The organism is Polyangiaceae bacterium (assembly GCA_020633235.1).
GTDB lineage: Bacteria > Myxococcota_A > Polyangia > Polyangiales > Polyangiaceae > JACKEA01.
In genome coordinates this window covers 34,422-57,095 of sequence record JACKEA010000008.1, presented here as the reverse complement: position 1 = coordinate 57,095, position 22,674 = coordinate 34,422, and the positions used below count along the sequence as shown (strand labels likewise).

General features: G+C 66.6%; 24 protein-coding genes. 17 read left to right on the top strand and 7 right to left on the bottom strand.

Translation table 11 applies throughout. The annotated features are described in order from the left end of the window. Nucleotides 1-35 precede the first annotated feature (35 nt). The gene (locus tag H6717_36335; protein MCB9582563.1) at nt 36-1,271 is read left to right on the top strand and encodes a hypothetical protein; all 1,236 of its coding nucleotides are present in this window, start codon (nt 36-38) and stop codon (nt 1,269-1,271) included. A gap of 139 nt (nt 1,272-1,410) precedes the next feature. Continuing rightward, entirely contained in the window at nt 1,411-2,022 is a 612-nt protein-coding gene (locus H6717_36330) for a hypothetical protein (GenBank protein ID MCB9582562.1), read from the top strand. 2 nt (nt 2,023-2,024) lie between these two features. Here the strand turns inward: H6717_36330 and H6717_36325 are convergent, their stop codons facing one another. Next, the gene (locus H6717_36325) at nt 2,025-2,942 is read right to left on the bottom strand and encodes a hypothetical protein (GenBank protein ID MCB9582561.1); all 918 of its coding nucleotides are present in this window, start codon (nt 2,940-2,942) and stop codon (nt 2,025-2,027) included. A 248-nt stretch (nt 2,943-3,190) separates the two neighbouring features. Here H6717_36325 and H6717_36320 point away from each other — a divergent pair, with 248 nt between their 5' ends. The 5 genes from H6717_36320 to H6717_36300 are packed head-to-tail and all read left to right on the top strand — an operon-like array spanning nt 3,191 to nt 7,754. Continuing rightward, a complete protein-coding gene (locus H6717_36320) occupies nt 3,191-4,978 on the top strand; it encodes a putative DNA binding domain-containing protein (protein MCB9582560.1) in 1,788 nt (595 codons plus the stop codon). Between the two features lie 28 nt (nt 4,979-5,006). After that, nucleotides 5,007-5,846 carry an MBL fold metallo-hydrolase gene (locus tag H6717_36315; protein MCB9582559.1) on the top strand — a complete coding sequence of 280 codons (840 nt, stop codon included), beginning with the start codon at nt 5,007-5,009 and terminating at the stop codon, nt 5,844-5,846. Further along, nucleotides 5,843-6,064: a hypothetical protein gene (locus H6717_36310; GenBank protein ID MCB9582558.1), complete on the top strand. Its 222-nt coding sequence runs from the start codon at nt 5,843-5,845 to the stop codon at nt 6,062-6,064. The genes H6717_36315 and H6717_36310 overlap by 4 nt, the downstream gene beginning before the upstream one ends. Continuing rightward, on the top strand, nt 6,061-6,708 hold the full coding sequence (locus H6717_36305; protein ID MCB9582557.1) for a hypothetical protein: 648 nt from the start codon (nt 6,061-6,063) through the stop codon (nt 6,706-6,708). The genes H6717_36310 and H6717_36305 overlap by 4 nt, the downstream gene beginning before the upstream one ends. Continuing rightward, entirely contained in the window at nt 6,705-7,754 is a 1,050-nt protein-coding gene (locus H6717_36300) for a site-2 protease family protein (protein MCB9582556.1), read from the top strand. Before H6717_36305 ends, H6717_36300 begins: the two co-directional genes overlap by 4 nt. Before the next feature lie 123 nt (nt 7,755-7,877). On the opposite strand, the gene coaD is transcribed toward H6717_36300, so the two are convergent. Both coaD and H6717_36290 read right to left on the bottom strand, forming a co-directional pair. Next, nucleotides 7,878-8,369 (bottom strand): pantetheine-phosphate adenylyltransferase, encoded by a 492-nt coding sequence (gene coaD / locus H6717_36295; protein MCB9582555.1) that lies wholly within the window; start codon nt 8,367-8,369, stop codon nt 7,878-7,880. Nucleotides 8,370-8,372: 3 nt separating this feature from the next. Next, nucleotides 8,373-9,746, bottom strand: a complete 1,374-nt coding sequence (locus H6717_36290) for a hypothetical protein (protein MCB9582554.1) — start codon at nt 9,744-9,746, stop codon at nt 8,373-8,375. Between the two features lie 151 nt (nt 9,747-9,897). Here H6717_36290 and H6717_36285 point away from each other — a divergent pair, with 151 nt between their 5' ends. The 4 genes from H6717_36285 (at nt 9,898) to H6717_36270 (ending at nt 15,320) form a co-directional block, all read left to right on the top strand. Next, complete coding sequence (locus H6717_36285; GenBank protein MCB9582553.1) at nt 9,898-10,443, top strand: HNH endonuclease; 546 nt, start codon at nt 9,898-9,900, stop codon at nt 10,441-10,443. A gap of 69 nt (nt 10,444-10,512) precedes the next feature. Further along, nucleotides 10,513-11,040, top strand: a complete 528-nt coding sequence (locus H6717_36280; protein MCB9582552.1) for an AgmX/PglI C-terminal domain-containing protein — start codon at nt 10,513-10,515, stop codon at nt 11,038-11,040. A gap of 60 nt (nt 11,041-11,100) precedes the next feature. Then, nucleotides 11,101-13,677 (top strand): MMPL family transporter, encoded by a 2,577-nt coding sequence (locus H6717_36275; protein MCB9582551.1) that lies wholly within the window; start codon nt 11,101-11,103, stop codon nt 13,675-13,677. Between the two features lie 44 nt (nt 13,678-13,721). Then, a complete protein-coding gene (locus H6717_36270; protein ID MCB9582550.1) occupies nt 13,722-15,320 on the top strand; it encodes a hypothetical protein in 1,599 nt (532 codons plus the stop codon). A gap of 290 nt (nt 15,321-15,610) precedes the next feature. On the opposite strand, the gene H6717_36265 is transcribed toward H6717_36270, so the two are convergent. Then, on the bottom strand, nt 15,611-15,802 hold the full coding sequence (locus H6717_36265; protein MCB9582549.1) for a hypothetical protein: 192 nt from the start codon (nt 15,800-15,802) through the stop codon (nt 15,611-15,613). 320 nt (nt 15,803-16,122) lie between these two features. Here H6717_36265 and H6717_36260 point away from each other — a divergent pair, with 320 nt between their 5' ends. From H6717_36260 to H6717_36250, 3 genes are all read left to right on the top strand, one after another. Continuing rightward, nucleotides 16,123-16,947, top strand: a complete 825-nt coding sequence (locus tag H6717_36260) for an OmpA family protein (GenBank protein MCB9582548.1) — start codon at nt 16,123-16,125, stop codon at nt 16,945-16,947. Between the two features lie 11 nt (nt 16,948-16,958). Continuing rightward, nucleotides 16,959-17,840, top strand: a complete 882-nt coding sequence (locus H6717_36255) for a Ppx/GppA family phosphatase (GenBank protein ID MCB9582547.1) — start codon at nt 16,959-16,961, stop codon at nt 17,838-17,840. 430 nt (nt 17,841-18,270) lie between these two features. Further along, entirely contained in the window at nt 18,271-18,777 is a 507-nt protein-coding gene (locus H6717_36250; protein ID MCB9582546.1) for a CarD family transcriptional regulator, read from the top strand. 96 nt (nt 18,778-18,873) lie between these two features. Here H6717_36250 and H6717_36245 read toward each other — a convergent pair whose 3' ends face one another. Next, a complete protein-coding gene (locus tag H6717_36245; GenBank protein ID MCB9582545.1) occupies nt 18,874-19,338 on the bottom strand; it encodes a hypothetical protein in 465 nt (154 codons plus the stop codon). Then, complete coding sequence (locus H6717_36240) at nt 19,335-19,547, bottom strand: hypothetical protein (protein MCB9582544.1); 213 nt, start codon at nt 19,545-19,547, stop codon at nt 19,335-19,337. Before H6717_36240 ends, H6717_36245 begins: the two co-directional genes overlap by 4 nt. A 132-nt stretch (nt 19,548-19,679) precedes the next feature. Here H6717_36240 and H6717_36235 point away from each other — a divergent pair, with 132 nt between their 5' ends. Together H6717_36235 and H6717_36230 are read left to right on the top strand one after the other, a co-directional pair. Then, complete coding sequence (locus H6717_36235; protein ID MCB9582543.1) at nt 19,680-20,726, top strand: site-specific DNA-methyltransferase; 1,047 nt, start codon at nt 19,680-19,682, stop codon at nt 20,724-20,726. A 2-nt stretch (nt 20,727-20,728) separates the two neighbouring features. Next, nucleotides 20,729-21,883 carry a metallopeptidase family protein gene (locus H6717_36230; protein MCB9582542.1) on the top strand — a complete coding sequence of 385 codons (1,155 nt, stop codon included), beginning with the start codon at nt 20,729-20,731 and terminating at the stop codon, nt 21,881-21,883. A 4-nt stretch (nt 21,884-21,887) separates the two neighbouring features. Here the strand turns inward: H6717_36230 and H6717_36225 are convergent, their stop codons facing one another. Continuing rightward, a complete protein-coding gene (locus H6717_36225; protein MCB9582541.1) occupies nt 21,888-22,049 on the bottom strand; it encodes a hypothetical protein in 162 nt (53 codons plus the stop codon). A 90-nt stretch (nt 22,050-22,139) separates the two neighbouring features. Here H6717_36225 and H6717_36220 point away from each other — a divergent pair, with 90 nt between their 5' ends. Then, nucleotides 22,140-22,625 carry a hypothetical protein gene (locus H6717_36220; GenBank protein MCB9582540.1) on the top strand — a complete coding sequence of 162 codons (486 nt, stop codon included), beginning with the start codon at nt 22,140-22,142 and terminating at the stop codon, nt 22,623-22,625. The last annotated feature ends 49 nt before the right edge of the window (nt 22,626-22,674 follow it).

The window sequence follows — 22,674 nt, the reverse complement described above, 5'->3', positions numbered from 1 at the left end:
CCGGGCCGTCCCCGAGTTTGGGCTATACTCGCGGGATGGCCTGGCTCGCTCGGATCTCCGCGGCGGCATGCGCCTTGGCGTTGTTTGGTGCCTGTTCGCTCACCTCCTTGGATGACCTCAAGGAGAACGCGAACGTGGACGCCGGCAGCGCGGGTCAGGCTGGGAGTGACGGCGGCAACGGCTGCAGCGCGAGCTGCATCGGCCTGGCCGCGGAATGCGGGGACATCGCAGACCCCTGTGGTGGCGTGCTCTCCTGCGGCAGCTGCACTGGGGATGACTTCTGCGGCGGCGGCGGCCCCTACAAGTGCGGCACGACGCAGTGCACGCCCGTGACCTGCGCGGCCGTGGGAGCCAACTGCGGCACCATCAGCGATGGTTGCAGTGGTGTCTTGGACTGCGGGAGCTGCAGCGGCTCCAACAGCTGCGGCGGGGGTGGCGTGGCGAACGTCTGCGGCTGTACGCCCAAGACCTGCACGGAGCTCGGCGCCACCTGCGGCACGATCGACGACGGCTGCGGCAACACGCTCTCCTGCGGTGTGTGCGCAGCGGGAGAGAAGTGCAGCGACAACTCCTGCGGCTGCACACCGGCCACATGCGCCACGATCGGAGCCGAGTGCGGCTCGGTGCCCGATGGCTGCGGCAGCGTCTTGGAATGCGGCACCTGCAGCGGCACGCAGATCTGCGGCGGCGCGGGGCCCAACAAGTGCGGCGGCTCTTCTTGCGTACCGAAGGTGTGCGGCGACCCGGGCGCTGGCTGCGGCGACGTGAGCGACGGTTGCGGCAAGACCATCAACTGCGGCACTTGCACGGCGCCCGAGACCTGCGGCGGCGGCGGCGTGGCGAGCGAGTGCGGCTGCACGCCCAACACCTGCGCAGACCTCGGGAAGAACTGCGGCAACGTGGGCAACGGTTGCGGTGGGACCATCAACTGCGGCACCTGCAGTGGCTCGAACACCTGCGGGGGCGGCGGCACCAGCAACGTGTGTGGCTGCTCTGCGGGCAATCCCTGCTCGGGCAAGAACTGCGGCACGGTGACCAACGGCTGCGGCCAGAGCATGAGCTGCGGCACCTGCACGGCGCCCGAGACCTGCGGCGGCGGCGGCACCAGCAACGTATGCGGCTGCACGCCGAAGCCGTACTGCACGAGCAACGAATGCGGCAGCGAGCCGGACGGCTGCGGTGGCAGCATCAGCTGTGGCATCTGCGAGCCGGGCTACAAGTGCTTGGGCGGGTTCTGCGAGTGCATCAAGAACCCGTGTCTGCCGGTGTGAGCGGCCGGTAGCACCCCGCCAGTGGCCGGCTTGGGCCCGCCACCATTCCCACGAATTCTCGGGGGATCTTCATGGAATGCGAGTTGCCAAGGAGCACGTGAGCGCGGAGCGGTTCCGTGCTCACAGCCGGAGATCCGCCATGCATTCCAACCTGCTTGCTTCCCTCGCCATCGCGAGCCTGTCCCTCGCCACCATCCCGAGCTTCGCTCAGTCCGCGTCCATCGAACCGCTCCCGGAGGCGCCCGCCAAGAAGGACACGCCATCCACCCAAGACAGCGATGCGTCCACCGCCGCTGGAGACGGCTGGTCCGCTGCCGCGCTGCTCGGCAACGGCTTCGAGGACGGCGTGAAGCTGGGCGCCGGAGCGCGCGCGGGCGTTTCGCTGTCGCGGCTGTATCTGGGCGGCACCTTCGTCTACCACTTCGGCGAGAGTCGCTCCGCCGGCGCCCTCGGAGGCTCCGACGTCTCCGTGAACATCTGGTACTTCGGCGGCGAGGCAGGCTACGACTTTGCCGCAGGCCCCGTGCTGCTCCGCCCCTACGGCGGCTTTGGCGTGGGTACCGCTCGCGGTTGCGTCGGCAGCACCTGCGATACGGACAGTCGCATGTACGTCGCCCCTGGCGTCGCTCTCATCGCGCCGCTGTCGGACAGCTTCTTCGCCGGCGGCGACGCGCGTTTCGTGGTGCCTCTCGACGACAACTCCGACTTCGATCACTTCGCGCTCTTCGGCTTCGCCGGCATGCGCCTGTGAGCTCAGTCTTCACACACCTCTAGATCCGCAGTCCCGGAGAGCTCGGCCACGAGACCCTCCTTCTCGAAGCTGAGCTTTTCGATCTTCGCGCTGACGCGACCGTTTTCGGGCTTGCCCAGGGCGATCTTCGCCTTGGGTGACAGCGTCTGCCCGGTGATGCTGCCCACACGCAGGCCCTGTAAGTTCGCCTCCCCGCCGTCGGTGTCGAGCAGCAGCGCCACGTCCGCGTAGCTGTAGGCACCGCGGCAGGACAGCGGCGACGTCGACAGAACGAGCCTCTTGTGCGCGGTGTCGTACAGGGCCGCGCGCACGGTCTGCTGCTGCCCTCCGACGCTGAAGCTCAGGTCCTTCTGTGGTCGTGCGGGCCCTGGCGCCGCCGGACCCACGATGCGCTCCGCCACCTCACCGCAGCCCTCCGCCACCACGTCCCCCTTCACGGTGAGCGTCGCGCCACCCCAGCCTCGCAGCTCCTTGTCGATGCTGAGCCGCACGGGCTTCTTCGGATCGCTCTGGGCCACGGGTGTTCCGGACGGAACGCCACCTAGGGAGCTCGTGGAGGCGTAGTAGGTCTCCACCATGCCCCACTCTTTGCCTTTCAGCGATGGCGCCACGATGAAGCGAAACACCGTTTCGTCCTGGGACAGCGAATAGCCGCCTTCCAGGTCCTTGCAGCTGCGAGGGTGCGTCGAAACCAATATCGTCAGAGCTTCGCTGTAGGGGCGCTTGGCCGCCACGGCGTAGCGAAACTTCACCGCGCGCGTTCCGCCCTCCACCGCGAGCACGCCGGGCAGCTCGAAGGCACCCGACTCCTGGGGCGAGGCGCTCGCCGCGGGCGCGCTCGTTGCCTCCCCGGGCACGGGCTTGTTCGAATTGCAGGCGCAAGCAGCGAAAAGCACGAACGCGGCGAGGCGAGATGACATGGCGTCCCCTGTACGCCGTCCACGTGGTCGCTCTTCCTGCCGTTTCCGCGGCGAGCCAACAAACCTGGGATCCGTGGTCAGGTCTTCTTGTCGGTTCGCCGCGGAAGCCATCGCGGGCATGACGTCATGCGCGTCAAGATGACCGCAGGTTCCCCGGGACACGAAATCCGCACCCGGGACTAGCGCGACTCGCGAGCGTAGTTGGGCGGGTGCGTGCCAGCTCCGCCTGGACTAGGCTGGACGCGACCGTGAAAGCACGTTCCCTGTACGACAGCGATGACACCAGCTGGCTCGCGAAACCCGACAGCGAGGTCGAGAGCCAATGGGTGGAACGAAAGCGCTGGACTGACCCCCGTGAGCTTGCGCGGCAGGTCTCCGCGTTCGCCAATGGTGAAGGTGGGCTGATCGTCATCGGCGTCGGGCCCGACGGTAGCATCGCGGGGCTTTCCTCCCGACGTGATGCCACCAACCAGCTGCTCGCGAATCTGGACAACATGCTCTCCGACTGCCCCTACGAACATCGGTTCGTCGACGCCGGCAGCGAGGAGCTTCTCTACATCTATGTTGGATGCCAGCCCGATCGCGTTGTGCGTCTCGCGAATGGCAAGGCTTTCCGCCGCGTCGGCTCCAGCACTCGGGAACTCGGTGCAGAAGAGATCGAGGAATTGCGCTTTGCCCGCGGCGAGCGGGCCTTTGAGGACCGCCCAGCACTGCCGCTCTCGGACGACGTGCTTGACGATGCTCTAGTCGACTCCTTCCTACGAGCACTTCGCGAGCGAAACGGCCTCAAGCTAGACCAGTCTCGCGACGATGCGCTCAGGAACCGAAAGCTGCTCGCGAGACGCGATGGGGTCGAGTACTTGACGTTTGGTGGGGTGCTTGCGCTGGGCCGTGATCCAACGACGGTTCTGCCTGGTGCCCGCCTACGCTTTTTGCGATTCGACGGCGCCGAGGAACGATTCGGTAGTGAGCGAAACGTAGTCAAGGATCAGTGGTTCGAAGGACCGATCCCGCGCATCGTCGAGAAGTTCCGCGAGTTCTTTCGCACACAAGTCCGCGAGTTCGACCGACTTGGGAAGGACGGCACGTTTCGCCGGGACCAAGAGTATCCCGAGGCGGCTTGGGAGGAGGCAGTGGTCAACGCGCTCATTCATCGCTCCTACAGCATCAAGAACGCTTCGGTCTTCGTGCGCATGTTTGACGACCGGCTGGAAGTCGAGAGCCCAGGCGGCTTGCCACCGCCGTTTTCGTCACCCGCAACCATCGACGAGCTCTACAGCAACCCACGAAACGCTAACCTGTGCCACGCGCTGCAATACCTCGACTTGGTGCGACTTGCGCAAGAGGGCACACGTCGCATGCAGCACGAGATGCGAGCGATGGGTCTACCGGACCCGTCCATCGAGGAAGTCGCCGGAGGCATGCGCGTTCGCGTGACGCTCGCAAACGACATCGAGCGGCGACGTGCAAACGTGGACGCGCAGGACGCGCAGCGCCAGTGGTCTGCGATAGCTACCGCACTGCAGGATGACCTTGCGATCTATCGGCGGAAGGCACTCCAGGATTGGCAAAGCCTCCGGGACCGTGGGCTGAAGGTGCCTCGAGCCGTCATTGCTTCAGCACTTGCGAGGCTCCAGACCTTCCAGCCTGCACCAGATTTCAATGAGCTGAGCTGGGTGCTCCAGCTGTTGGCGGCGAAGGACCTGGAGCCGATCGCGCGGGACTTGGTTGCCTGGGCGCTCGACAACCCCAAGGGGCCGCAGGCGGAGCTACTGGTCGACGCCCTCACTCCTCTCGACTCTGTCGCCAACGAAGTGCTAGTGGACCTCGAGCAAGGCGAGATCGGCCCGGAGGGTCAAGGGAGTCACGCCGGCCAAGACCTCGCATTCCGGCTCCTTCGCGCTCGTCTCAAGCGCCTGCCGCTTCCCGATCGCTCCTGGGTTACTCGTGCTTCAGCGGTCGCGCTCCAATACTCCTGCCGGCAAGCGGACGCGCTCTACGAAGACATTCACGGTGCTCCGCCTCGGCGCGACTGACTCGCGCCCAGTGCTATCCTGTCGCGTCATGTCGAAGCCGCAGACCATCGCGGCGGGCGTGGAGTCGTTCGCGGCACGCACGCCGACTCTTCCGCCCGCCACTCACACCCAGAGCTACGCCCTCGGTGAGCGTGAGGTGATCTTGGTGGAGCCGGCCACGCCCTTCGAGGACGAACGGCGCGAGTGGCTCGGCTGGGCTCGAGAGCTCGAGAGCACCGGACGCAGACCGATCGCGTTGTTCCTCACGCACCACCACGCGGATCACGCCGGCGGCGCGGAGTTTTTCGCTCGGGAGCTGGGACTGCCGCTGTGGGCCCACGCCCTGACGGCGGAGCGGCTTTCGAACGTGCGCGTGGATCGCCGGCTCGAAGACGGCGAAGCGCTCACGCTGCAGGGCCCTACTCCGCAAGCATGGGAAGTGCTCCACACTCCGGGCCACGCTCCCGGACACTTGTGCCTGTTCGAGCGACGCCTTTCCATGCTGCTGGTGGGCGACATGGTGGCGAGCGAAGGCACCATCCTGGTGGCCCCGGGCGATGGCGACATGCGGCAGTACCTCGCGCAGCTCGAGCGGCTCGAAGGTCTCGGCGCGAAGGTCGCGCTGCCGGCTCACGGCGGTCCCATCCACGACCCGGGTCAGCTCTTCTCGTACTACGTCGCGCATCGCAAAATGCGGGAAGACAAAGTGCTCGGCGCCGTGCGCCGCACGCCCGGATCGTCGGCCGAGGAGCTCTTGCCGCTGGTGTACGACGACACTCCGAAGGCGGCTTGGCCCTGGGCCCTGATGAGCCTTCGGGCGCATCTCGACAAGCTCATCTCCGAGGGCGTGGTAGAGGACCAGGGCGAGAGGTTCTCCGCCGCATCATGAATCCCGACTCCGACGACTTCTCCCGCGCCTTCGTGGCCGCCAGCTACCTACTCGAGCGGCGCGACACCCAGCTCACGGAGCCGCTCTTGGATCCTTCGAAGCGCGCGCTGGAGCTGGCTCACTCCCTGAACCACGCCGAGCGCCCAGCGCGCGCAAAGCTCCTGGCTGCGGAGCTCGCACGAGTCGTGCGTGCTCTCGCCGCGCGGAGGCTCGCGTGACGCTGCCGCAGGGTCGCGTGCTGCGGGGCGCCACCGAAGCAGAGCCCATTGCCGTGCCTCCGCCCGCGCGCCTGCCCTACGGCCGCCGCGTGGAGCGTGCCGTCGTGGACGCCGAGGCTCGCGCCCGCGAGATCGTCGCCGGAGCGGAGGCGCGCGCGCAAGAGATCTTGGCCGACGCCCGTCGCGAGATCGCGGATCTCAAGCTGCGTGTGGAGTCGGAAGCGCGGGCGGAAGCCGCCGCCACCATCGCCGCGCGGGCGGTGCAGCTCCGGCGGCAAGAAGCGGCCGCCGACGAGCGCTCTCTCGATCGTAGCGTGGAGCTCGCTCGGGTGCTTTCGGAGCGGTTGCTCGGACAGGCGTTGGCGCTGGATCCGGAGCTCGTCACGGGGCTCGCACGACAGGCCCTGTCCGAAGCCCGCGGCGCGCGCCGCGTGCGCATCTTCGCCCACCCGGAGGACGCGGCGATTCTGCGACGAGACGCCAGCACCTTGGGGCTGGCCGAAAGCGCGGTGAGCATTACAGAGGATGCGAACCGCGCCCGTGGTCAGCTACGGCTCGAGACGGACATCGGCGTGCTGGACGCCGAGCTCGCTCCCCAACTCGATCGACTGGCCAAGCGCCTCAGAGAGACCCTTCGTCGATGAGCGATCGCCTCGGAAGCTTCCCGCCGCCATCGTCACCTATCCTGGTGCAACGCGAAGAGCCCGCACCGCGTGAGAGCGAGATCCCGGAGCCCGAGGAGCCGTCCTTCGACTGGCGCACGAACGCGCTGCTCTTCGCCCTCACGGTGCTGAGCGTCTTCTTCGTCGGCCGCAGCTGGACCGCCACCGATGGCACTCAGGGTCTGGCCTCTTGGGCCAGCGCCTGGACCTTCGCCGTTCCCCTGCTCGCGATCTTGCTGTCCCACGAGTTCGGGCACTACATCGCCGCGCGCATCCACCGCGTGCCGGCTTCGCTGCCGTACTTCCTGCCACTGCCGGTGCTCAACCCCTTCGGCACGCTGGGCGCGGTGATCATCATGCCGCGACGCATCCGTTCCGCGAACGCGCTGCTCGACATCGGCGCCGCGGGTCCCCTCGCCGGCATGGTGGTGGCCATCCCAGTGATGCTCTACGGCCTGTCCCTCTCCCACCTGGGGCCCGTCGGAGGCGGAGACGGCACCTACATCCAAGAGGGGCAAAGCCTCCTGTACTGGGGGCTCAAGGCGCTCGTCTTCGGTCACATCCCAGCCAACATGGACGTGCAACTGCACCCCACGGCGCTGGCCGCGTGGGTCGGCTTCCTGATCACCTTCCTGAATCTCATTCCCGTCGGCCAGCTCGACGGCGGACACGTCGCCTACTCCCTCTTCGGCCAACGGCAGAACCGCTTCGCTCGCTGGCTGAAGTTCGCGCCGGTGCTCCTGCTCATTTACAACTTCGTCCTGCACATGCTGCCCGCGCTGCGCCAGGCCGCAGCCGGCGGCATCTCGAGCACGCCAATTCAAGTCTGGATGCCCGGCATCAGCTCGGTGATGAACTGGTTCTTCCTCGCCCTGCTCATCTTCTTCATGGGCCGCGCGGGGGGCGGCAAGCACCCGCCCGTGGACGAGACCCACGCCGAGCTTTCCCCCGTACGCAAGGTCGTCGCCGTCGTGACCCTGCTCCTGTTCGTCGCGCTGTTCATGCCGTCCCCCTGGGTCGTGTACTGAGCGCCGTTCTCGGTTCTCTTGTTGGTCCAACGCGGAACCGCGCGGAGCGTGGTTCCGCGCCGTCCCGACAAGAAGCTGCCCCAAACACGTTCCTGAACGCTGCGGCGGGGCACGCCCGCGCTTTCAGTCCTTCTTGAAACGCTGGCGCAGCGCTTCGCAGACCTTGGGCGGCGCGTAGCGGCTGATATCGCCGCCATGCATCGCGATCTCCCGGACCAGGGAGGCGGAGATGAAACCGTAGTTCGTGCGGGTCGGCAGGAACACTGTGTCGATGTCGGGTCGCAGATCCGCGTTCGCGTGAGCGATCTGCAGCTCGTACTCGAAGTCCGTCCCAGCGCGCAGGCCGCGCACGATGACGCGAGCGCCAATGCGCGTCCCGTAGTCGATGAGCAGCCCGTCGAAGGAATCGACTTCCACGTTCGGGTACGGCGAGCAGATCTCGCGCAGCAAAGCCAGTCGCTGATCCGTCGTGAAGCACGGTGTCTTGGACGGATGGCGCCCGAGCGCGACGATCACCTTGGGAAAGAGGTTCGCCGCGCGTTCGACGAGATCGAGATGGCCGTAGGTGGGCGGGTCGAAGCTACCCGCGTAGATCGCGATGTGGCTCGCACCCATGGCTCAGGGAGCCTTCTTGGGGGCCGGCTTCTTGGGGGCCGGCTTCGGCGCGGGCGGGGCCGGCGCGTCGTCCGGCGCGTCGACGCCTTCTGGAGGCGTGAGCTCGTCGTCCGGGAGCGGCATGGCGTCGTCCGGCGGCGGCCCGGTGGGGATGGCTTCCTGCGGCAGATCCTCGAGCCACATGGTGCGGCCGCCATCCACCAAGGTGACGCGGAAGGGTGCCAGCAGTCCCGAGCCGACCAGGCCGTCGAGGTTGATGTCGAGGCCCTTCTCGAGGTCTCCCACGGGCGCACCATACACGCCGGGCACGTCCGGCAGCTCGAAGGCGCCGAGGCGAAGCAACGGCAGCGTGCCCGCCCGCAGGTTGCCCAGGTTGGGGACGTCCCTCAGGCTCGCCAGCTTCACTCCGGCTTTCTTCCAGCCGCCGTCGTCCAGAGCCAGGGGAAAGCTCATGCTGGTGTCGACCATCAAGGTCGCGAAGGGCGCCGTCTGCTCGGAGCCGAAGGCTCCGCGCAGCATCATGCCCCCACCGCGCACGTAGCTGAGGCGAATGGTGGTGGCGTGGGGGGGCGGCGGCGGCTCGAAGGTGCGGACCACGAACTGTCCGCCCGTGAAGTCGAAGGTGGGGTGCAGGTGGCGGAGCAGGTTCACGCCGATCAGGATCTTGATGGGCGCGTTCAGCTGCCGGGAGATCCCGGAGAGATCCTTGGCCAGCGCGGGAACGTCCTTCACTTCCACGCGCTCGCCGAAGCGCAGCGACAGCCAGGTCGACTCCCCACCGTGACTCGAATCCACGACGGCCTCGGCGGTGCCGGTGGCGATCAGACCGAGCGCGGGCTCGCCGTTCACTTCCAGGGGGACGACCAGAGAAGTGGCGGAGACCTGCGGCATCTCCGACACCGCCAGCAAGCCTCCGCTCAGGGTGAAGGGCTTGCGACCGGTGCCGCGCCGGGCGAGCTTGGCGACCTCCGTCGCCCAGGTGTCCTTCACGTCGGGATCGGCGATCAGCCGCTCGAGCTCGTCAGCGGCCTTCTCGATCTGTCCGTCGTACCAGTAGGCGCGGCCCCGAATCGACGCGGCCTCGCTGGAGTCGATGGCTTCGAGCAGCTGGATCGCGCGGTCGTATTCCAGTCGCGCCAACGCGATGCGAGCGGCCAGCACCCGCACCTTCTCTTCTTGGGGCAGGAGCCGGAGCGCGTTTTCCACCGCCAGCTCAGCGTCCTCCATGTCCGCCGTGCGGTATCCGGTTTCCGCACGATCGAACCATTTCTTGGCGGTCGGCGGCCACGCCGCTTCCCCCGTTGCGGCAGCCCCACAGCCCGCCACCACGACGGCCATCAAGGTGCCGGCCAAGAGCCCGCGAAAAGCCTTTTCCATAGTCCTCTCGAAGCTGCTGGGTGCAGCGGCCGTGGGGATAGCCCATTGCGGCCGCGCGGTCGAGGCCCGAGCCTCGTGCTAAGCTCCCGCCGTGGACGGCAGCCCGCACAGCCCAAGGAACGGTCGGGACGTGCTGTCGCTCCCCGTCTTGCTGCTCAACTTGTACTTTGCACCGGTGAGCGTCACGACGGCGCGGCGAGCCATCGTTCTGCTGTTCGGAGGTTCGGCCCGGGCCCTGGACGAGGCCGGCGAAACCCACGATTTCCTTCGCTGGCGCCACATGCCGGTGCGCGATCTGGACGACGCGCTGCCCATCGTCGGAGGCGCGCTGCGGGTACCGCGGGTCCTGCACTTGGTCCGCTACGACCGTGCGCCCCGACCAGTGGTGCGGCTGACGCGGCGCAACGTCATGTTGCGGGACCAGCACACCTGTCAGTACTGCGGCCGGCGGCCCGGGGTTCGGGATCTGAATTTGGATCATGTCCTGCCCCGTTCCCGCGGCGGCGCCGACAGCTGGGAGAATCTGGTGACCTCGTGTCGCTCGTGCAATCTGCGCAAGGGACGCCGCACGCCGGACGAGGCGGGAATGCGGCTGCTCCACATGCCCCATCGGCCGCGCTGGTCGATGACCGCACAGATCCTGCTCACGGAGCGGAAGCCCTTCAGCGAGTGGGAACCGTTCCTGAAAGCCGGCTGATCTCACTGGTTCACGGGCCGGAAAGGCACCTTCCCCGCTCTGCTGAGAAACCGGGATAAGATGCCCGGCATGCAGGCCTGCACCGTCACTCAGCTCACCACCGGCTTGGTTCTCGTCGCGCTGTTCAGCTTCGGCGGGTGTGCGGAGAAGCAACCTCCACCGGCAGCTGCTCCCCCTCCCGCTACCACCACCGCGGAGACGCCAACGGCTGCCGGAGGCGATGACACGGGGGGCGACGATACGGGGGGTGACGACACGGGCGGCGACGACACGGGCGGCGACGACACGGGCGGCGACGCAGAGACGCGCACCACCGAGGTCATCCGCCAAGTGGTGCTCGCCAACCGCAAGCCCTTCCGCGACTGCTACGAGAAGGGAAAGAAGGACCTTCCTACCCTCACCGGCACCATGACGCTGCACTTCACCCTCGACCCGGAGGGCAAGGTGAAGAGCGCGGAGCTCAACCAAGAGCGCAGTGATCTGAAATCGCCCACGGTGGTCAACTGCGCCCTGGCGGAGCTGAAGAAGCTCAAGTTCCCCGCTTCTTCCCGGGGAATGGAAACGACGGTCAACTACCCGTTCGATTTCAAGCCGTGACCTGAGCTCGTGAGTCCCCAACCCGATAGGCGCTCCAAGGGACGAAACAGTCTCGCGGACGTGGCACGTCCCCTGCACGAGGGCGGCGTGATGATGCGCCGCCGCCCCCTCGAGCCACTGCTCGACAAGCTCGCCAAGCTCCAGATCGCGCGGCCCTGGCTGGTGATCCTGTTGGTCGTCCTGAGCTTGATTCCCGCTGCTTTCGCCGCCTCCCGCCTGGAGCTGCGCACCGCCTTCAGCGAGCTCCTGCCGGACGACAAGGCAAGTGTCGTCGAATTGCAACGCGTGAACAAGCGGCTGGAAGGCATGTCCACGCTGACCGTCGTGATCGAGGGCGGCGGGGTTGCGAAGCTGAAGGCGATGGTGGACGCCGTGTCTCCGCGCATTCGCGCGATGGGGCCCGACAGCGTCAGCGCAGTCGACGACGGTACGCGCGAGGTCCAGAAGTTCTTCGAGAAGAACAAGCACCTGTACGCTTCCCTGGACGATCTGAAGAAGCTGCACACGGACGTATTGGCTCGCTACGACTACGAGGTCGGCCAAGAGAGCGGCATGGATCTCGGGTTGATGGAGGACGACGACGCGCCGCCCAAGATCACGCCGGAGTACCTGGAGAAGCGCTTCGGAAAGAAGGTCGACGAAGCCAAGAAGAAGAGCCGGGGCGTGGATGGCTACTACATCGGCGAGGACGGCAATCTGGCGGCCATCCTGGTGCGGACTCCGCTCAGCAGCGGTGACGAGCAGGCCTTCGAGCTGCGCCAGCGCATCGAGAAGATCCTGAACGAAGAGAAGCAGAAGGTCGGCGACCCCAGCATGACCTTCGGCTTCACCGGCAACCTCATCACCAGCGCGGAGCAGCACCGAGCGGTGAAGAGCGACCTGGCCCACGTGGGCCTGTGGGGCGTGGGCTTGATCTTGGGTGTGGTGCTGCTCTTCTTCTTGCGCTTCCGCACCCTGCTGGCCATGTTCCTGACCATCGGGGTGGGCTGCGTTTGGGCCTTCGGAGCGGCCCGGCTCACGGTGGGCTACTTGAACACCGCGACCGGCTTTCTCGTGAGCATCATCGCCGGCAACGGCATCAATTTCGGCATCATCTTCATGGCGCGCTTCTTGGAGGCGCGGCGCGACGAAAAGCTCTCTACGCCCATCGCCATCCGCGTCTCCCATCGCGACACCCACACCGCCACGCTCGCGGCCGCGGGAGCAGCGATGATCGCCTACGGCTCCCTGGCCTCCACCGATTTCCACGGCTTCAAGCACTTCGGAATCATCGGTGGTGTGGGCATGATCCTGTGTTGGATCGCGACCTACATGTTCTTGCCGGCCTTCCTGGTGCTGAGCGAGCGCTACGCGCCGATGTTCACCGAGAAGGGTCCGGCCTGGCGGGCGCGCATGAAGGGTCTGTACGGCTATCCCTTCGCCATTGCCGCCCGTAAGTTTCCACGCGCCATCGCCATCGGCGGAGCCCTGTTGGGTGTGGGCGCCATCGTGCTCACGGTGCGCTACTTCGCTCAAGATCCGATGGAGTACGACCTGGCGCACGTGCGGAACGAGCGTCTCAGCCCCACGTCTGCGGGGCGTCTGTCGCTCCGGGTCGACAAGATCGTCGGGCGCCTGGGCCAAGACGGCCGCGCCATCCTCACGGACGACATCAGCCAGGTGAAGCCCCTGGTGGCGGAGCTGGAAAAGCGTCGCGACGCCGTGCCCAAGAAGGACCGACCTTTCGACAAGGTCGTGAGCGTCTACGACCTGTTGCCGGATCATCAGGCCGAGAAGCTGAAGCTGCTGCGGGACATCGACGACCGCCTGGAGCGGGCCAAGAAGCACGGCTTCATCAGCGACGAGGACTGGAAGAAGCTCGAAGAGCACATCCCGACGCACCTCGAGAAGCTCACCATCGCAGACTTGCCGGAGCTCGTGGCGCGTCCCTTCACCGAGAAGGACGGCCGTCGCGGCAACATCGTGTACATCGTGCCCACGGAGGGGCGCAGCGTGTACGACGCCCACTACCTCTTGGAGTGGGCCGACAGCTTCCGCACGGTGAAGCTGCCCGACGGCAGCGTGATCCACGGCACCGGAGATCCAGTGATCTTTGCCGACATGCTCATCAACATCGGCGAGGACGCGCCCAAGGCGATCCTGCTCAGCCTGGTGGGCACGCTGCTCGTCATCCTGTTCGCCTTCCGCGGCAAGTCCGCCGGCTGGTTGGCACTGGCCGCGCTCTTGCTCGGCGTCTCCTGGCTCATCGCCTACCTGGCGCTGCGGGACATCAAGCTGAACTTCCTGAACTTCGTGGCGCTCCCCATCAGCATAGGAGTGGGGGCGGACTACGCCATCAACGTGATGAAGCGCCGGCAGATCGAGGGCGACGAAGTGCTGTACAGCGTGCTGGTACAGACGGGCGGCGCCGTGGTGCTCTGCTCCCTGACCACCACGCTGGGTTACGTGGCGCTGCTGCTGTCCATCAACCGGGCCGTCCAGAGCTTCGGCCTGGCCGCGGCCGTCGGCGAGGTGACCACCCTGGTGAGCGCCGTGTTGGTGCTGCCCGCGGTGCTGTTCTGGCGAGCCCGTCGCATGGGGGTGGAGCTCAGTCCCTCCAGCATCGGGCGACCCACCATCCACGACGACTTGCCTTGATGCTTGGCAGGGCGGCGGCGAGCTGAGACATTCGGCGGACCGTCATGGTGGATCCGCGGTCCTCGCTCAGCTTGTCGCCCGAAGCGGACCCCTACAACGATCTCCTCGACCGCACGCGCTCCCTGGCGCAGGAGCATCGTACAGAGCGTGATGCGTGGTTCGGCAACCTCGCCCTCGAAGGCAAGGAAGAGCTCTTGTTCGAGCTCGAGGTGCTGCTGAAGGCAACGGCTTGTTTCGCCAATCCGCGAAACCACCCGGGCGCCCCTCGGCGCTCTCCGGTGGTGGCGATGGACTTCCGCCACGCGATGCTGTTGTACCGCGACGGCATGCAGCGCGCGCTGTCCTTGGTGCGGCAGCTCTTGGGTCCGCGGGACCGCTCGCTGGTCTTTCATCGCTACCTCGAGACGGTGCTGCCCGAGGACAACCTGCGCACGCGCTTGGTGCGGGAAGGCACCGCCCAGAGTGGACCGGAAGAGAGCTTGGTGGCGCTGCGCCAAGCTCTCTCCAGCAATCTCGAAGTGGTGGACGGCATCTTGCGCACGCCGCGAGTTCCGTTTCGCCTGTTCTACGCCGTGCTGGCCACCATGCAGCGCGAGGTCGGCAACAACGCCTACTTCAACCCGCTCACCGCGCTGGAGTTCCGTCCGGAGTTCGATCGCATTCGCTCCGGTCAGGTGCTGGATCTGATCCGCGGAGTGCCGGGCGTGCAGGCCCACCGCCTGGTGGCGCTCACCTTCTTGGCGCTGTTCCGCATGCTGCGCTACCTGCGCCTGCTCACGCGAATCGCCGCGGATTTGGGCGCCAAACGCCGTCGGGCGGCTGGCCGCGCCTACCTGGTATTGAGCGTGCTCCGCTCGGACGCCCGCGCCCTCTCCGACTACCTGCGGCAGCGCGCCGGCTCGCTCTTGGCGGCGAGCTTCGAGCGGGACTTGCTCGCGGTCCCGGCCACGGAGGTGCGGGAACAAGCGGAGCAGCTGCGCATTGCCGCCTATCGTCTCATCGGCATCAAGAGCGCTCTGGAAGGCATCGCCGGAAGCCTGCGTCTGGAAGTGCGGCGCGCCTTCCAGCACGACGTGCCGGCCGCAGACAGCCTGCCGTCGGACGCCGATCTGCGCACTGGCATCTTGCAAGCCATCGCCAACCTTCGTCCTGCGCTGCGCAACGCCATCCTGTTCTTGGGCAAGGCGCTGGGCGTGGCTCTGGAAGAGGACGGTGTCTTCGACGACCAGGCTGCACTTCGCGAAACGAGTGAGCGACTGCGGCGTGACGTGTGGATGTTCGCTCAAATCGTGCGCGCGTTCGCGACCAAGGCGCAGTACTCACCAACGGAAGATCGCTGGGCGCCGATCTACAACTTCCAATACGTGCGCGAGTTCCTCGCGTACTTCCGCGCGATGGGCTACCCGCTCTTGCGAGCGACGGACTACCCGCGCTTCGATTCGTTCATCCAAGCGATGACACGCTTGGAGGACACGGACCTCGTGGATCCAGCCCGCCTGGAGAACGCCATCGACGAGTGCATGGCCTTCCACAGCTTCCTGGTGCAGCTGTTCGAGGACATCTCCAAGCGCGAGGTCCTGGTGGACGTCCCCTTCGATCGCAAGGCCGCGGCGGATACCCTGCGGCTCTACATCAGCGACTGAGCGTCCCGCCACCCACGGGACTTTGACGAGCACGCGAGCAAGCCCCCCGAAGGGCACTTGCTCGCGTGCTCGTGCCGAAATCCCCGGGAACAGCAAGAGCCCTAAGGCTCTGGATCTCTAAGGGATTCCGGTAGAAGGGCCGGACCCGCCAGCGGCGCGTCCGATGCGCCGACCATCGGCGCTCCCTCCCTCTGCCCCGGTGCGAACCCAGTTGCAGTCAGGAGGTCCCAACGCTCCGTAGAGCAAGGGGACCTCCCGGTCCGCGGTGGCTTCACACCGAGCTGCTCGAATCAGGCCTTCTTGGCCCGAGCCTTGCGCTTGGTCGCCTTCTTGGCGCGCTTCTTGGCAGGTGCCTTCTTCGCGGCCTTCTTGGCGGCGCCCTTCTTGGCGCGACGCTTGGTGGTGCGGCGCTTGGCAACCTTGGGTGCCTTCTTCGCTGCGGGCTTACGAGCAGTCTTGGTACGGGTCTTCTTAGCGGCCATATCGATGCCTCCTACGAGCATTGGGATTTCGGACAATGAAGCCCATCCCGCGGTATGTTGCACGACGTATATTGCCACCTATTGTGTTGTGTCAACGAAAAAAGTTCACCTTCGTTTCGCTAACCCTTGACAAGGTCGATCTGAACCCTTGCAACCAATGCAGACGGAGCGCCTGTCTAGTGTACGCATGAAGGGGGTGCCTCGACACGCGTCGAACCCCGGAAAAGTTTTGCGACAACGCGCACTTGACGGCGACAGCCGGGCCACGTTACGGGGGTCGCTCGCCGCGCGTGGGCGGCCCCTGGAGACCGAATCAGAACATGCCTCACACCCCTTTCCACCGGTCACTGAGAATCGTATGGCTGGCCCTGCTCGGGTTGGTGATTACCGCCTGCGGGTACTCGCAGGAGGAGTGGGATCAGAAGGTCCGCGAGAACGAGAGCCTTCGCAACCAACTCGCCGCTCAGCGCCAAGCCCACAAGAAGTGTGAGGCCGACTACGCCGACGCGCTCCACGAGATCGAGGACCTGAAGAAGAAGCTCAAGGAGCGCGGGGTCAATCTCGACAACCTGAGCGCCAGCCTCGAGCAGCAGCGCAAGGCCCTGGAGGAGTACCGCCGCCGCGCGGAGCAGCTCGACCAGATCCGCAAGCGTTTCGAGCTCCTGCGCGACAAGCTCAAGAAGCTGACGCAACTCGGTCTGAAGGTGGAGGTGCGGGACAACCGCATGCTGATCCAGCTCCCCGGCGACGTGCTGTTCGACTCCGGTCGCGACAAGCTGAAGAAGGAAGGCGTCGACATCCTTCGCCAGGTCGCGGAGGTGATCCGCAACGATCCGGATCTCGCCAAGCGTGAGTTCCAGGTCGCTGGCCACACGGACTCGAAGCCCCTCGCAGGCGGCCCCTTCCGGGACAACTGGGGGCTGTCCGCCATGCGCGCCCGCAGCGTTCTCAAGTTCCTCACGGATTCCGTCGAAGACGGCGGGGGCGGCCTGGATCCCACGAATTGGAGCGCCGCGGGCTACGCCGACACGGATCCCGTCGCCAGCAACGACACCGACGAAGGCCGGCAGAAGAATCGACGCGTGGAGCTCGTCGTGCTCCCCAACGTCGAGGAAATGCTGAACCTCAACAGCCTCGCGAAGTGACGCTGACGTCGATGCGGCTCGCCGCCATCGACGTCGGTACCAACTCCGTACTGCTCACCATCGTCGATGGTGAGCTCCGGCCCTTGCTGGAGCGTGCCACGATCACGCGTCTGGGTCGGGGTGTAGACGCGACGCGACGGCTCTCCCCGGAAGCGATCGAACGCACGCTCGCGTGTCTCGAGCGCTACGCGGCGGAGTGCGCCGGGGTGGACGAGCTCTTGGCAGTTGGAACCAGCGCGCTGCGCGACGCCGCTGGCGCCGACCAGTTCTTGGCGCGCGCCGAGCAGACGCTCGGTGTGCCGCTGCGGGTCATCTCTGGAGGTGAAGAGGCGTCCCTGACCTACGACGGAGCCCTCTCCGGAGTCGCCGCCCAGGGCCGGGTGCTGGTGTTCGACGTGGGTGGGGGCAGCACCGAGGTCATCGTCGAGCGCTCCGGCACCAGCCTGGACATCGGCAGTGTGCGGCTGTTCGAACGCCACGCGCCGGAAGATCCGCCAGCACCGACGGACCTCGAGGCGTTGCGCACGGAGATCCGCCAAGCCTTGGAAACGCTGCCTCCCTTGGGCCGCATCGACACCGTGGTAGGCGTGGCAGGAACGGTCACCACCTTGAAGGCCATCGAGCTGCGCCTCGACCCCTATGACGTCACCCGTGTCCATGGCAGCCGACTCACGCGGGGGGTCGTTCGGCAGCTCATCACCCAGCTTGCCGCCCTGCCCATCGCCCAGCGGAGCGAGCTGCCAGGCCTCGAGGCCGGACGCGCCGACGTGATCCTGGTGGGCGCCCTGATCGTGGACGAAATGCTGGATTTTACTGGCAAATCCGAGCTGCTCGTGTCGGATCGGGGTGTCCGTTGGGGTCTGCTTCAGCGGCGTGCCCGCGAGTTGCAGTAGCGTTGGGCATAGAACCTCTCGCTCGGGGGTTGGCTCCATCGGCCAGAAGAGCGTCGTCCCAAGGAGGGAACGCCAACTCTGGTCGGACAAGCTCCCCCGTGAATCCCCGTTCGTTGCAGCGCGTCAAAACCGTGCGACAATTAGTTGACAGAGCGAGGCAATCTGACTAGAGTGCCGCGCCTGGCGACCCCTGACTTCAATTCAGGGGGGCGCCGCCCGCACAGGCCCACGCGCGGTCGACGTGCAGCGACAACTGTCGCGGCAACGCGGAATGAATCACTTTTCCGGTCCGTAGAAAGCGTCTCAGGACGCAGCACAAAACAGTCACGAAAAGGGCCGGACCCGGCTTGGGCTTGTCAGCGTAGGGGCGCTTGAAGTGCGCCCCGCTCGGGGTGCGCACATGTACCCCACTGTCGCATAAGGAGTCATCATGCAGGCAACGCAGGAAGTTGAGTTCAAGGTCGGCGACAAGGCCGTGTACCCGGCTCAAGGGGTCGCGGAAGTCATCAGCATCGACGAGAAGGACATCGCCGGCTCTCGACAGCGCTTCTACGTGCTCCGCATCCTCGACACGGACCGCAAGATCATGGTGCCGGTATCCAACGCCAACGCGGTGGGTCTCCGGCAGGTCATCAGCGAGCAAGAGATCCGAGAGATCTTCGACATCTTGAAGGAACGGACCATCGGTTTCGATACCCAGACCTGGAACCGCCGGTACCGCGGCTTCATGGACAAGATCAAGACCGGGTCCATCTACGACGTCGCCGAGGTGCTGCGCGATCTGTATCGCCTCAAGGCCAACAAGCAGCTGTCCTTCGGCGAGCGTCGCATGCTCGACACCGCGCGTTCGCTCATCGTCAAGGAAATCGCCATCGCGCGGGAGCAGACCGAAGAGCAGGTCAAGGACGAGATCGAAGCCATCTTCTTCTCGAACTGACGACACGCTCAAAGAGAAGAAGGCGCGAAGCGGGCTCACCGCTTTCGCGCCTTCTTTGCATTTGGGCTTCAGTATGTTGGTCCGGCGCGATGCCCGTCAGGAGCCGGCATCTGCGCGTTGCGCGATGGGCGGCAGGGGCGGCAGCTCCACGACGACGCGCCAGCTGCCGTCCTCCAGCACGCACTTCACGGTGCTCCGCTGGGTCGACGGCACCTCTCCCGTCATGGTGACGACGGCCCAGTCCCCCTGCACGTTGGCCGTGTACTGCTTCGGCTCGAAGCGCAGGGAAAAGTGCGATGGCGCGATCATCTCTTCCGGCGCCACCTTGCGCCCAGACAGCGCGCTGGCGCGCTTGGCACGCTCCGCCAAGTTGCGTTGTGCTTCCGACCACAAGAGGTCGTAGGCCGCCCGCGCGCTCTTGGGATTTCCGTGCACGCGCTTCATGCGGTCCACGAAGTTTTGCACCACCTGCTCCGGTTGGTTCTCCGGACCCTTCTTCTCACACGCCGCGAGGGAAAGCACGACCAGCGCCGCGAAGGCATGAGGGGCAAAGCGCGTCATCGGATGGCTGCGTCCGCTTTCATACCCATGGCATCCCGCACGTCCGTCACCATTCTTTGGGCGATGCTGCCGGCGTGCTCCGCGCCCCGCTCCAAGACCTCGAGCTCGCGGTGCAGCACGTCGGCGCGGATCTGGATGGGCGCGAGCGCCTGCAGCTCGCCGGAGCCGGTCGGCTGCATGCCGGAAACGATGCGGGGACGCGACGTCATGCGTGAAGGGACGTAGCCTCGACGCTGGAGCGCGGCAAGCACGCGACGGGGTTCGCGCCGGACCAACACCCAAATGTAAATGGGCGCGAAGTTGGCCCGAGAGCGAGGCGCCTCGGTACGATTTCATCGACGATGCGTGACTCCTCGGTTCGCCTGCATTGGCCGGGCAAGGCTCTCGGGGCTCGACCCTCGGCGGAGGTGGAGCTCGAGCTCACCCGCGCCGGTCATCCTTCGCAGCTGGTGATTTCCGGCGACAACCTGGCGGGGATGCGCGCCCTGGGCAGGCGGGCCGCCGGCGCCTTCGCCCTGGTGTACATGGATCCGCCATTTTTCACCGGGCGGCAGCACGAGCGGGTGGCGCGATCGCGGAACAAGAAGACCGGCGAGGTGGTGCGGCGACTCACCCCGGCCTTCGACGATCGCTGGGAGGGGCTCAGCGAGTACCTGAACGAGCTGGGTGAGCGCATTTCTGCGGCGCGAGAGCTGCTTTCGCCCGAAGGGTGCCTGGTACTGCACGTGGATCCGAAGACCAGTCACTACGCCAAGGTGCTGTGCGACGAAGTGTTCGGGCCCGGCACCTTCGCCAGCGAGATCGTGTGGCGCTATCGCCGCTGGCCGGCGAAGACGGCGAACTTCCAGCGCGTGCACGACGTGCTCTTGCGCTACGTGAAGGACCCGGAGGCAAAGCCCAAGTTCCGGCAGCTGTACGAACCGCTGGCGGCGTCCACCCTGGCGACCTGGGGCGACAAGAAGCAACGCGCGGTGGTGGGCAAGAACGGCCGGCGCGTGCGCTCGAGCAGCACGGAGGAAGCCACGCCGGGAACGCCGCTGGGCGACGTGTGGGAGATCGGCATCGTGGCGCCCATCGCTCGGGAGCGAACCGGATACCCGACGCAAAAGCCGGAAGCCTTGCTCGAACGCTTGGTGCAAGCGGTGACGGATCCGGAGGACCTGGTGCTCGACCCCTACGCCGGCAGCGGCACGACCCTGGCCGTGTGTGCGCGACTGGGGCGGCGCTCCGTGGGCATCGACGCGAGCCCCGAGGCGTTGCGCATCATCCGGCGGCGGCTGCGAGAGCAGGGCGTGCGGCCCCTGGAAGAGAAAGTGCGGGCGGCAGAGCCCAGGGTGCAGAAAGCCCGGGCGGCGGAACGCGACGACGACGCGCGTCTCGCCGGCTGAGTGTGGCCCACCGCTTCGTGCTTCCGAGCGGCGTTCGGGTGGTGCTCGACGGCGCCCGGCTGGAGCTTCGAGACGGCCGCGGGCATCCGCTACAGAAGAGCGAGCTCTCGCTCTCGGACTTTCATTCGCTGACGGCGGTGGCGCGGCGTCTAGGCGTGGAGACGGAAGCGCCGCAGACGATCCGCTGCGGCAATTGTGGGGCGACCTGGGACGTCGTGCCCTGCAGTCGCTTCGAGGTCGGTCCCTACCTCGACGACGAGCTCGATGATCCGGAGCTGGATGCGGACTTCGACATCGACGCGGAGCACGACGCCGGCGGGCTGACGCTTCGCCTCGAGCCGCGCACGGTAGGGCAGGCGCGAGCGCTGCTCGAGGCGCCGAGCCCCCTGGACGTCACGCCGGACGTCGTGCGCGCCCTGGGCGTCGTCGAGCTCGACGGCGAGACGTCTCCCGAGGGCATCGCCCAGCTCTTGGCGGCGCTCGACGACGAGACCTACGCCGGCTTCGCCGACGTCTGGGAAGATGCGCACTATCCGCCGCGGCTGGTCGCGCCGCATCCTTGCCCCGAGTGTGCCGCCGTGGAGTGGCTGCCGATCCCCGCCGAGCGCGAGCTGTCCGTGGGCGCGATGGGCGAAGCCATGCCCGTGCACGGCTTCCCGAGCTTCGACGAAGTGGAAATGTTGGTGCGCGAGGTCGCGCCGGACATCTATGCCCAGCTCGAGATTGGCGAGGTGAGCTTGAGTCTGCTGGACGGCCCCGCGGAGGTGGACGACGCCGGGGAGCCGCTGCTGGGCAGCTATTTGCCACCGGATCCCGACGCGCTCTTGCCCCACGGCGCCGAGGTCCGGCTGTACTACCGCAGCTTCCGCGAGATGTGGCGCAACGAGGGACCGTACGATCTGCGCGCCGAGGTCAGCGAGACCATCGCGCACGAGCTCACGCATCACCTCGGCTACCTGGCGGGGGACGACCCCCTCGACGACGACGAGCGCGCCGCCATCGGCGACGAGCTGGTGCGGCGCGTGGGCCGCAGCGAAGCTGAGCGCCGAGCGACGCACGCCTTCGTGCAAGACCTCACCACCTTCTGGCGCCGCACCTGGGTGGTGTGGGTGATCGCCGCCGTCGGAGCCGTTGCAGCAGCGGTGGCCAGCCGCTGATGGCTCAGCAGGGGCACTTGGTGGTCTTGCAGTTGGTTGCTGCTTCCACCTTCGACCACACCGTCGGATACTTGTCGTTGCATGCGGAAATGCAGCTGGCGTCCGCACAAGCAACACCGCACGCCAGGTACTTCCCCGTGTTCGGATCGCTGTACTGAGCCTTCACTCGGCCTGGGCCTTCGAGGTGCGGCGCATTCCAAGCCTACGCTGCCCTTTGAGTTTCGCAATCTGCTGACGCGCTGTAGGGTGTGCGTCGGTGGTCCGCAAAGCCAAGCCCTCCGAGCCGCCCAACAAGCGCGGCAGCCCCGAAGCCGTGGCCAAGCGCCGCGCCGCTCGCGCCTTCAACGACTTGCTCGATCCCCGCGGCGGCAAGATGGATGGCCGCACCGAGAAGCGAAAGCAGCGTCTGCTGAACGAGCTCGAGAGCGGCACCACCCGCGCCGGCCGAGAGCTGAAGCCCATCGAGATATTGAGTCACGTGCACGAGCTGCTCGAGCTGGGAGAAGATCCGGCCGCCCTGCGTCGCCTGCGCAAGGCGCGCCCAGTGGACACGAGCGAGAACGAGAAGCTCCTCGACGTGCTCGCGGATCTGCACCGCGCCTACGGCTTTCGCGTCGAGGCCTACGCCTTCGTGGGCATCGACGACCAGGCGCTACGCAAGGCCAAGATCCTCAAGCGCAGGCCGCCGCGCCGCAAGCAGGCGGATTCCGTCGATACGCCGCCTTCGCGCCGCCGAAGCTGACCGCGCGGTTTCCGCGGCGGACCGACACCCTTCTGCTGCTGGATGTTGG

Bases quoted from the DNA above. Each gene is read 5' to 3' on its own strand.
- H6717_36240 (MCB9582544.1), bottom strand. From the start codon at position 19,547: ATGACGTCGCGTCCCCGCATCGTTTCCGGCATGCAGCCGACCGGCTCC.
- H6717_36335 (MCB9582563.1), top strand. From the start codon at position 36: ATGGCCTGGCTCGCTCGGATCTCCGCGGCGGCATGCGCCTTGGCGTTG.
- H6717_36315 (MCB9582559.1), top strand. From the start codon at position 5,007: ATGTCGAAGCCGCAGACCATCGCGGCGGGCGTGGAGTCGTTCGCGGCA.
- H6717_36260 (MCB9582548.1), top strand. From the start codon at position 16,123: ATGCCTCACACCCCTTTCCACCGGTCACTGAGAATCGTATGGCTGGCC.
- H6717_36255 (MCB9582547.1), top strand. From the start codon at position 16,959: ATGCGGCTCGCCGCCATCGACGTCGGTACCAACTCCGTACTGCTCACC.
- coaD (MCB9582555.1), bottom strand. From the start codon at position 8,369: ATGGGTGCGAGCCACATCGCGATCTACGCGGGTAGCTTCGACCCGCCC.
- H6717_36250 (MCB9582546.1), top strand. From the start codon at position 18,271: ATGCAGGCAACGCAGGAAGTTGAGTTCAAGGTCGGCGACAAGGCCGTG.
- H6717_36265 (MCB9582549.1), bottom strand. From the start codon at position 15,802: ATGGCCGCTAAGAAGACCCGTACCAAGACTGCTCGTAAGCCCGCAGCG.
- H6717_36300 (MCB9582556.1), top strand. From the start codon at position 6,705: ATGAGCGATCGCCTCGGAAGCTTCCCGCCGCCATCGTCACCTATCCTG.
- H6717_36290 (MCB9582554.1), bottom strand. From the start codon at position 9,746: ATGGAAAAGGCTTTTCGCGGGCTCTTGGCCGGCACCTTGATGGCCGTC.
- H6717_36330 (MCB9582562.1), top strand. From the start codon at position 1,411: ATGCATTCCAACCTGCTTGCTTCCCTCGCCATCGCGAGCCTGTCCCTC.
- H6717_36280 (MCB9582552.1), top strand. From the start codon at position 10,513: ATGCAGGCCTGCACCGTCACTCAGCTCACCACCGGCTTGGTTCTCGTC.
- H6717_36270 (MCB9582550.1), top strand. From the start codon at position 13,722: ATGGTGGATCCGCGGTCCTCGCTCAGCTTGTCGCCCGAAGCGGACCCC.
- H6717_36235 (MCB9582543.1), top strand. From the start codon at position 19,680: ATGCGTGACTCCTCGGTTCGCCTGCATTGGCCGGGCAAGGCTCTCGGG.
- H6717_36325 (MCB9582561.1), bottom strand. From the start codon at position 2,942: ATGTCATCTCGCCTCGCCGCGTTCGTGCTTTTCGCTGCTTGCGCCTGC.
- H6717_36245 (MCB9582545.1), bottom strand. From the start codon at position 19,338: ATGACGCGCTTTGCCCCTCATGCCTTCGCGGCGCTGGTCGTGCTTTCC.
- H6717_36310 (MCB9582558.1), top strand. From the start codon at position 5,843: ATGAATCCCGACTCCGACGACTTCTCCCGCGCCTTCGTGGCCGCCAGC.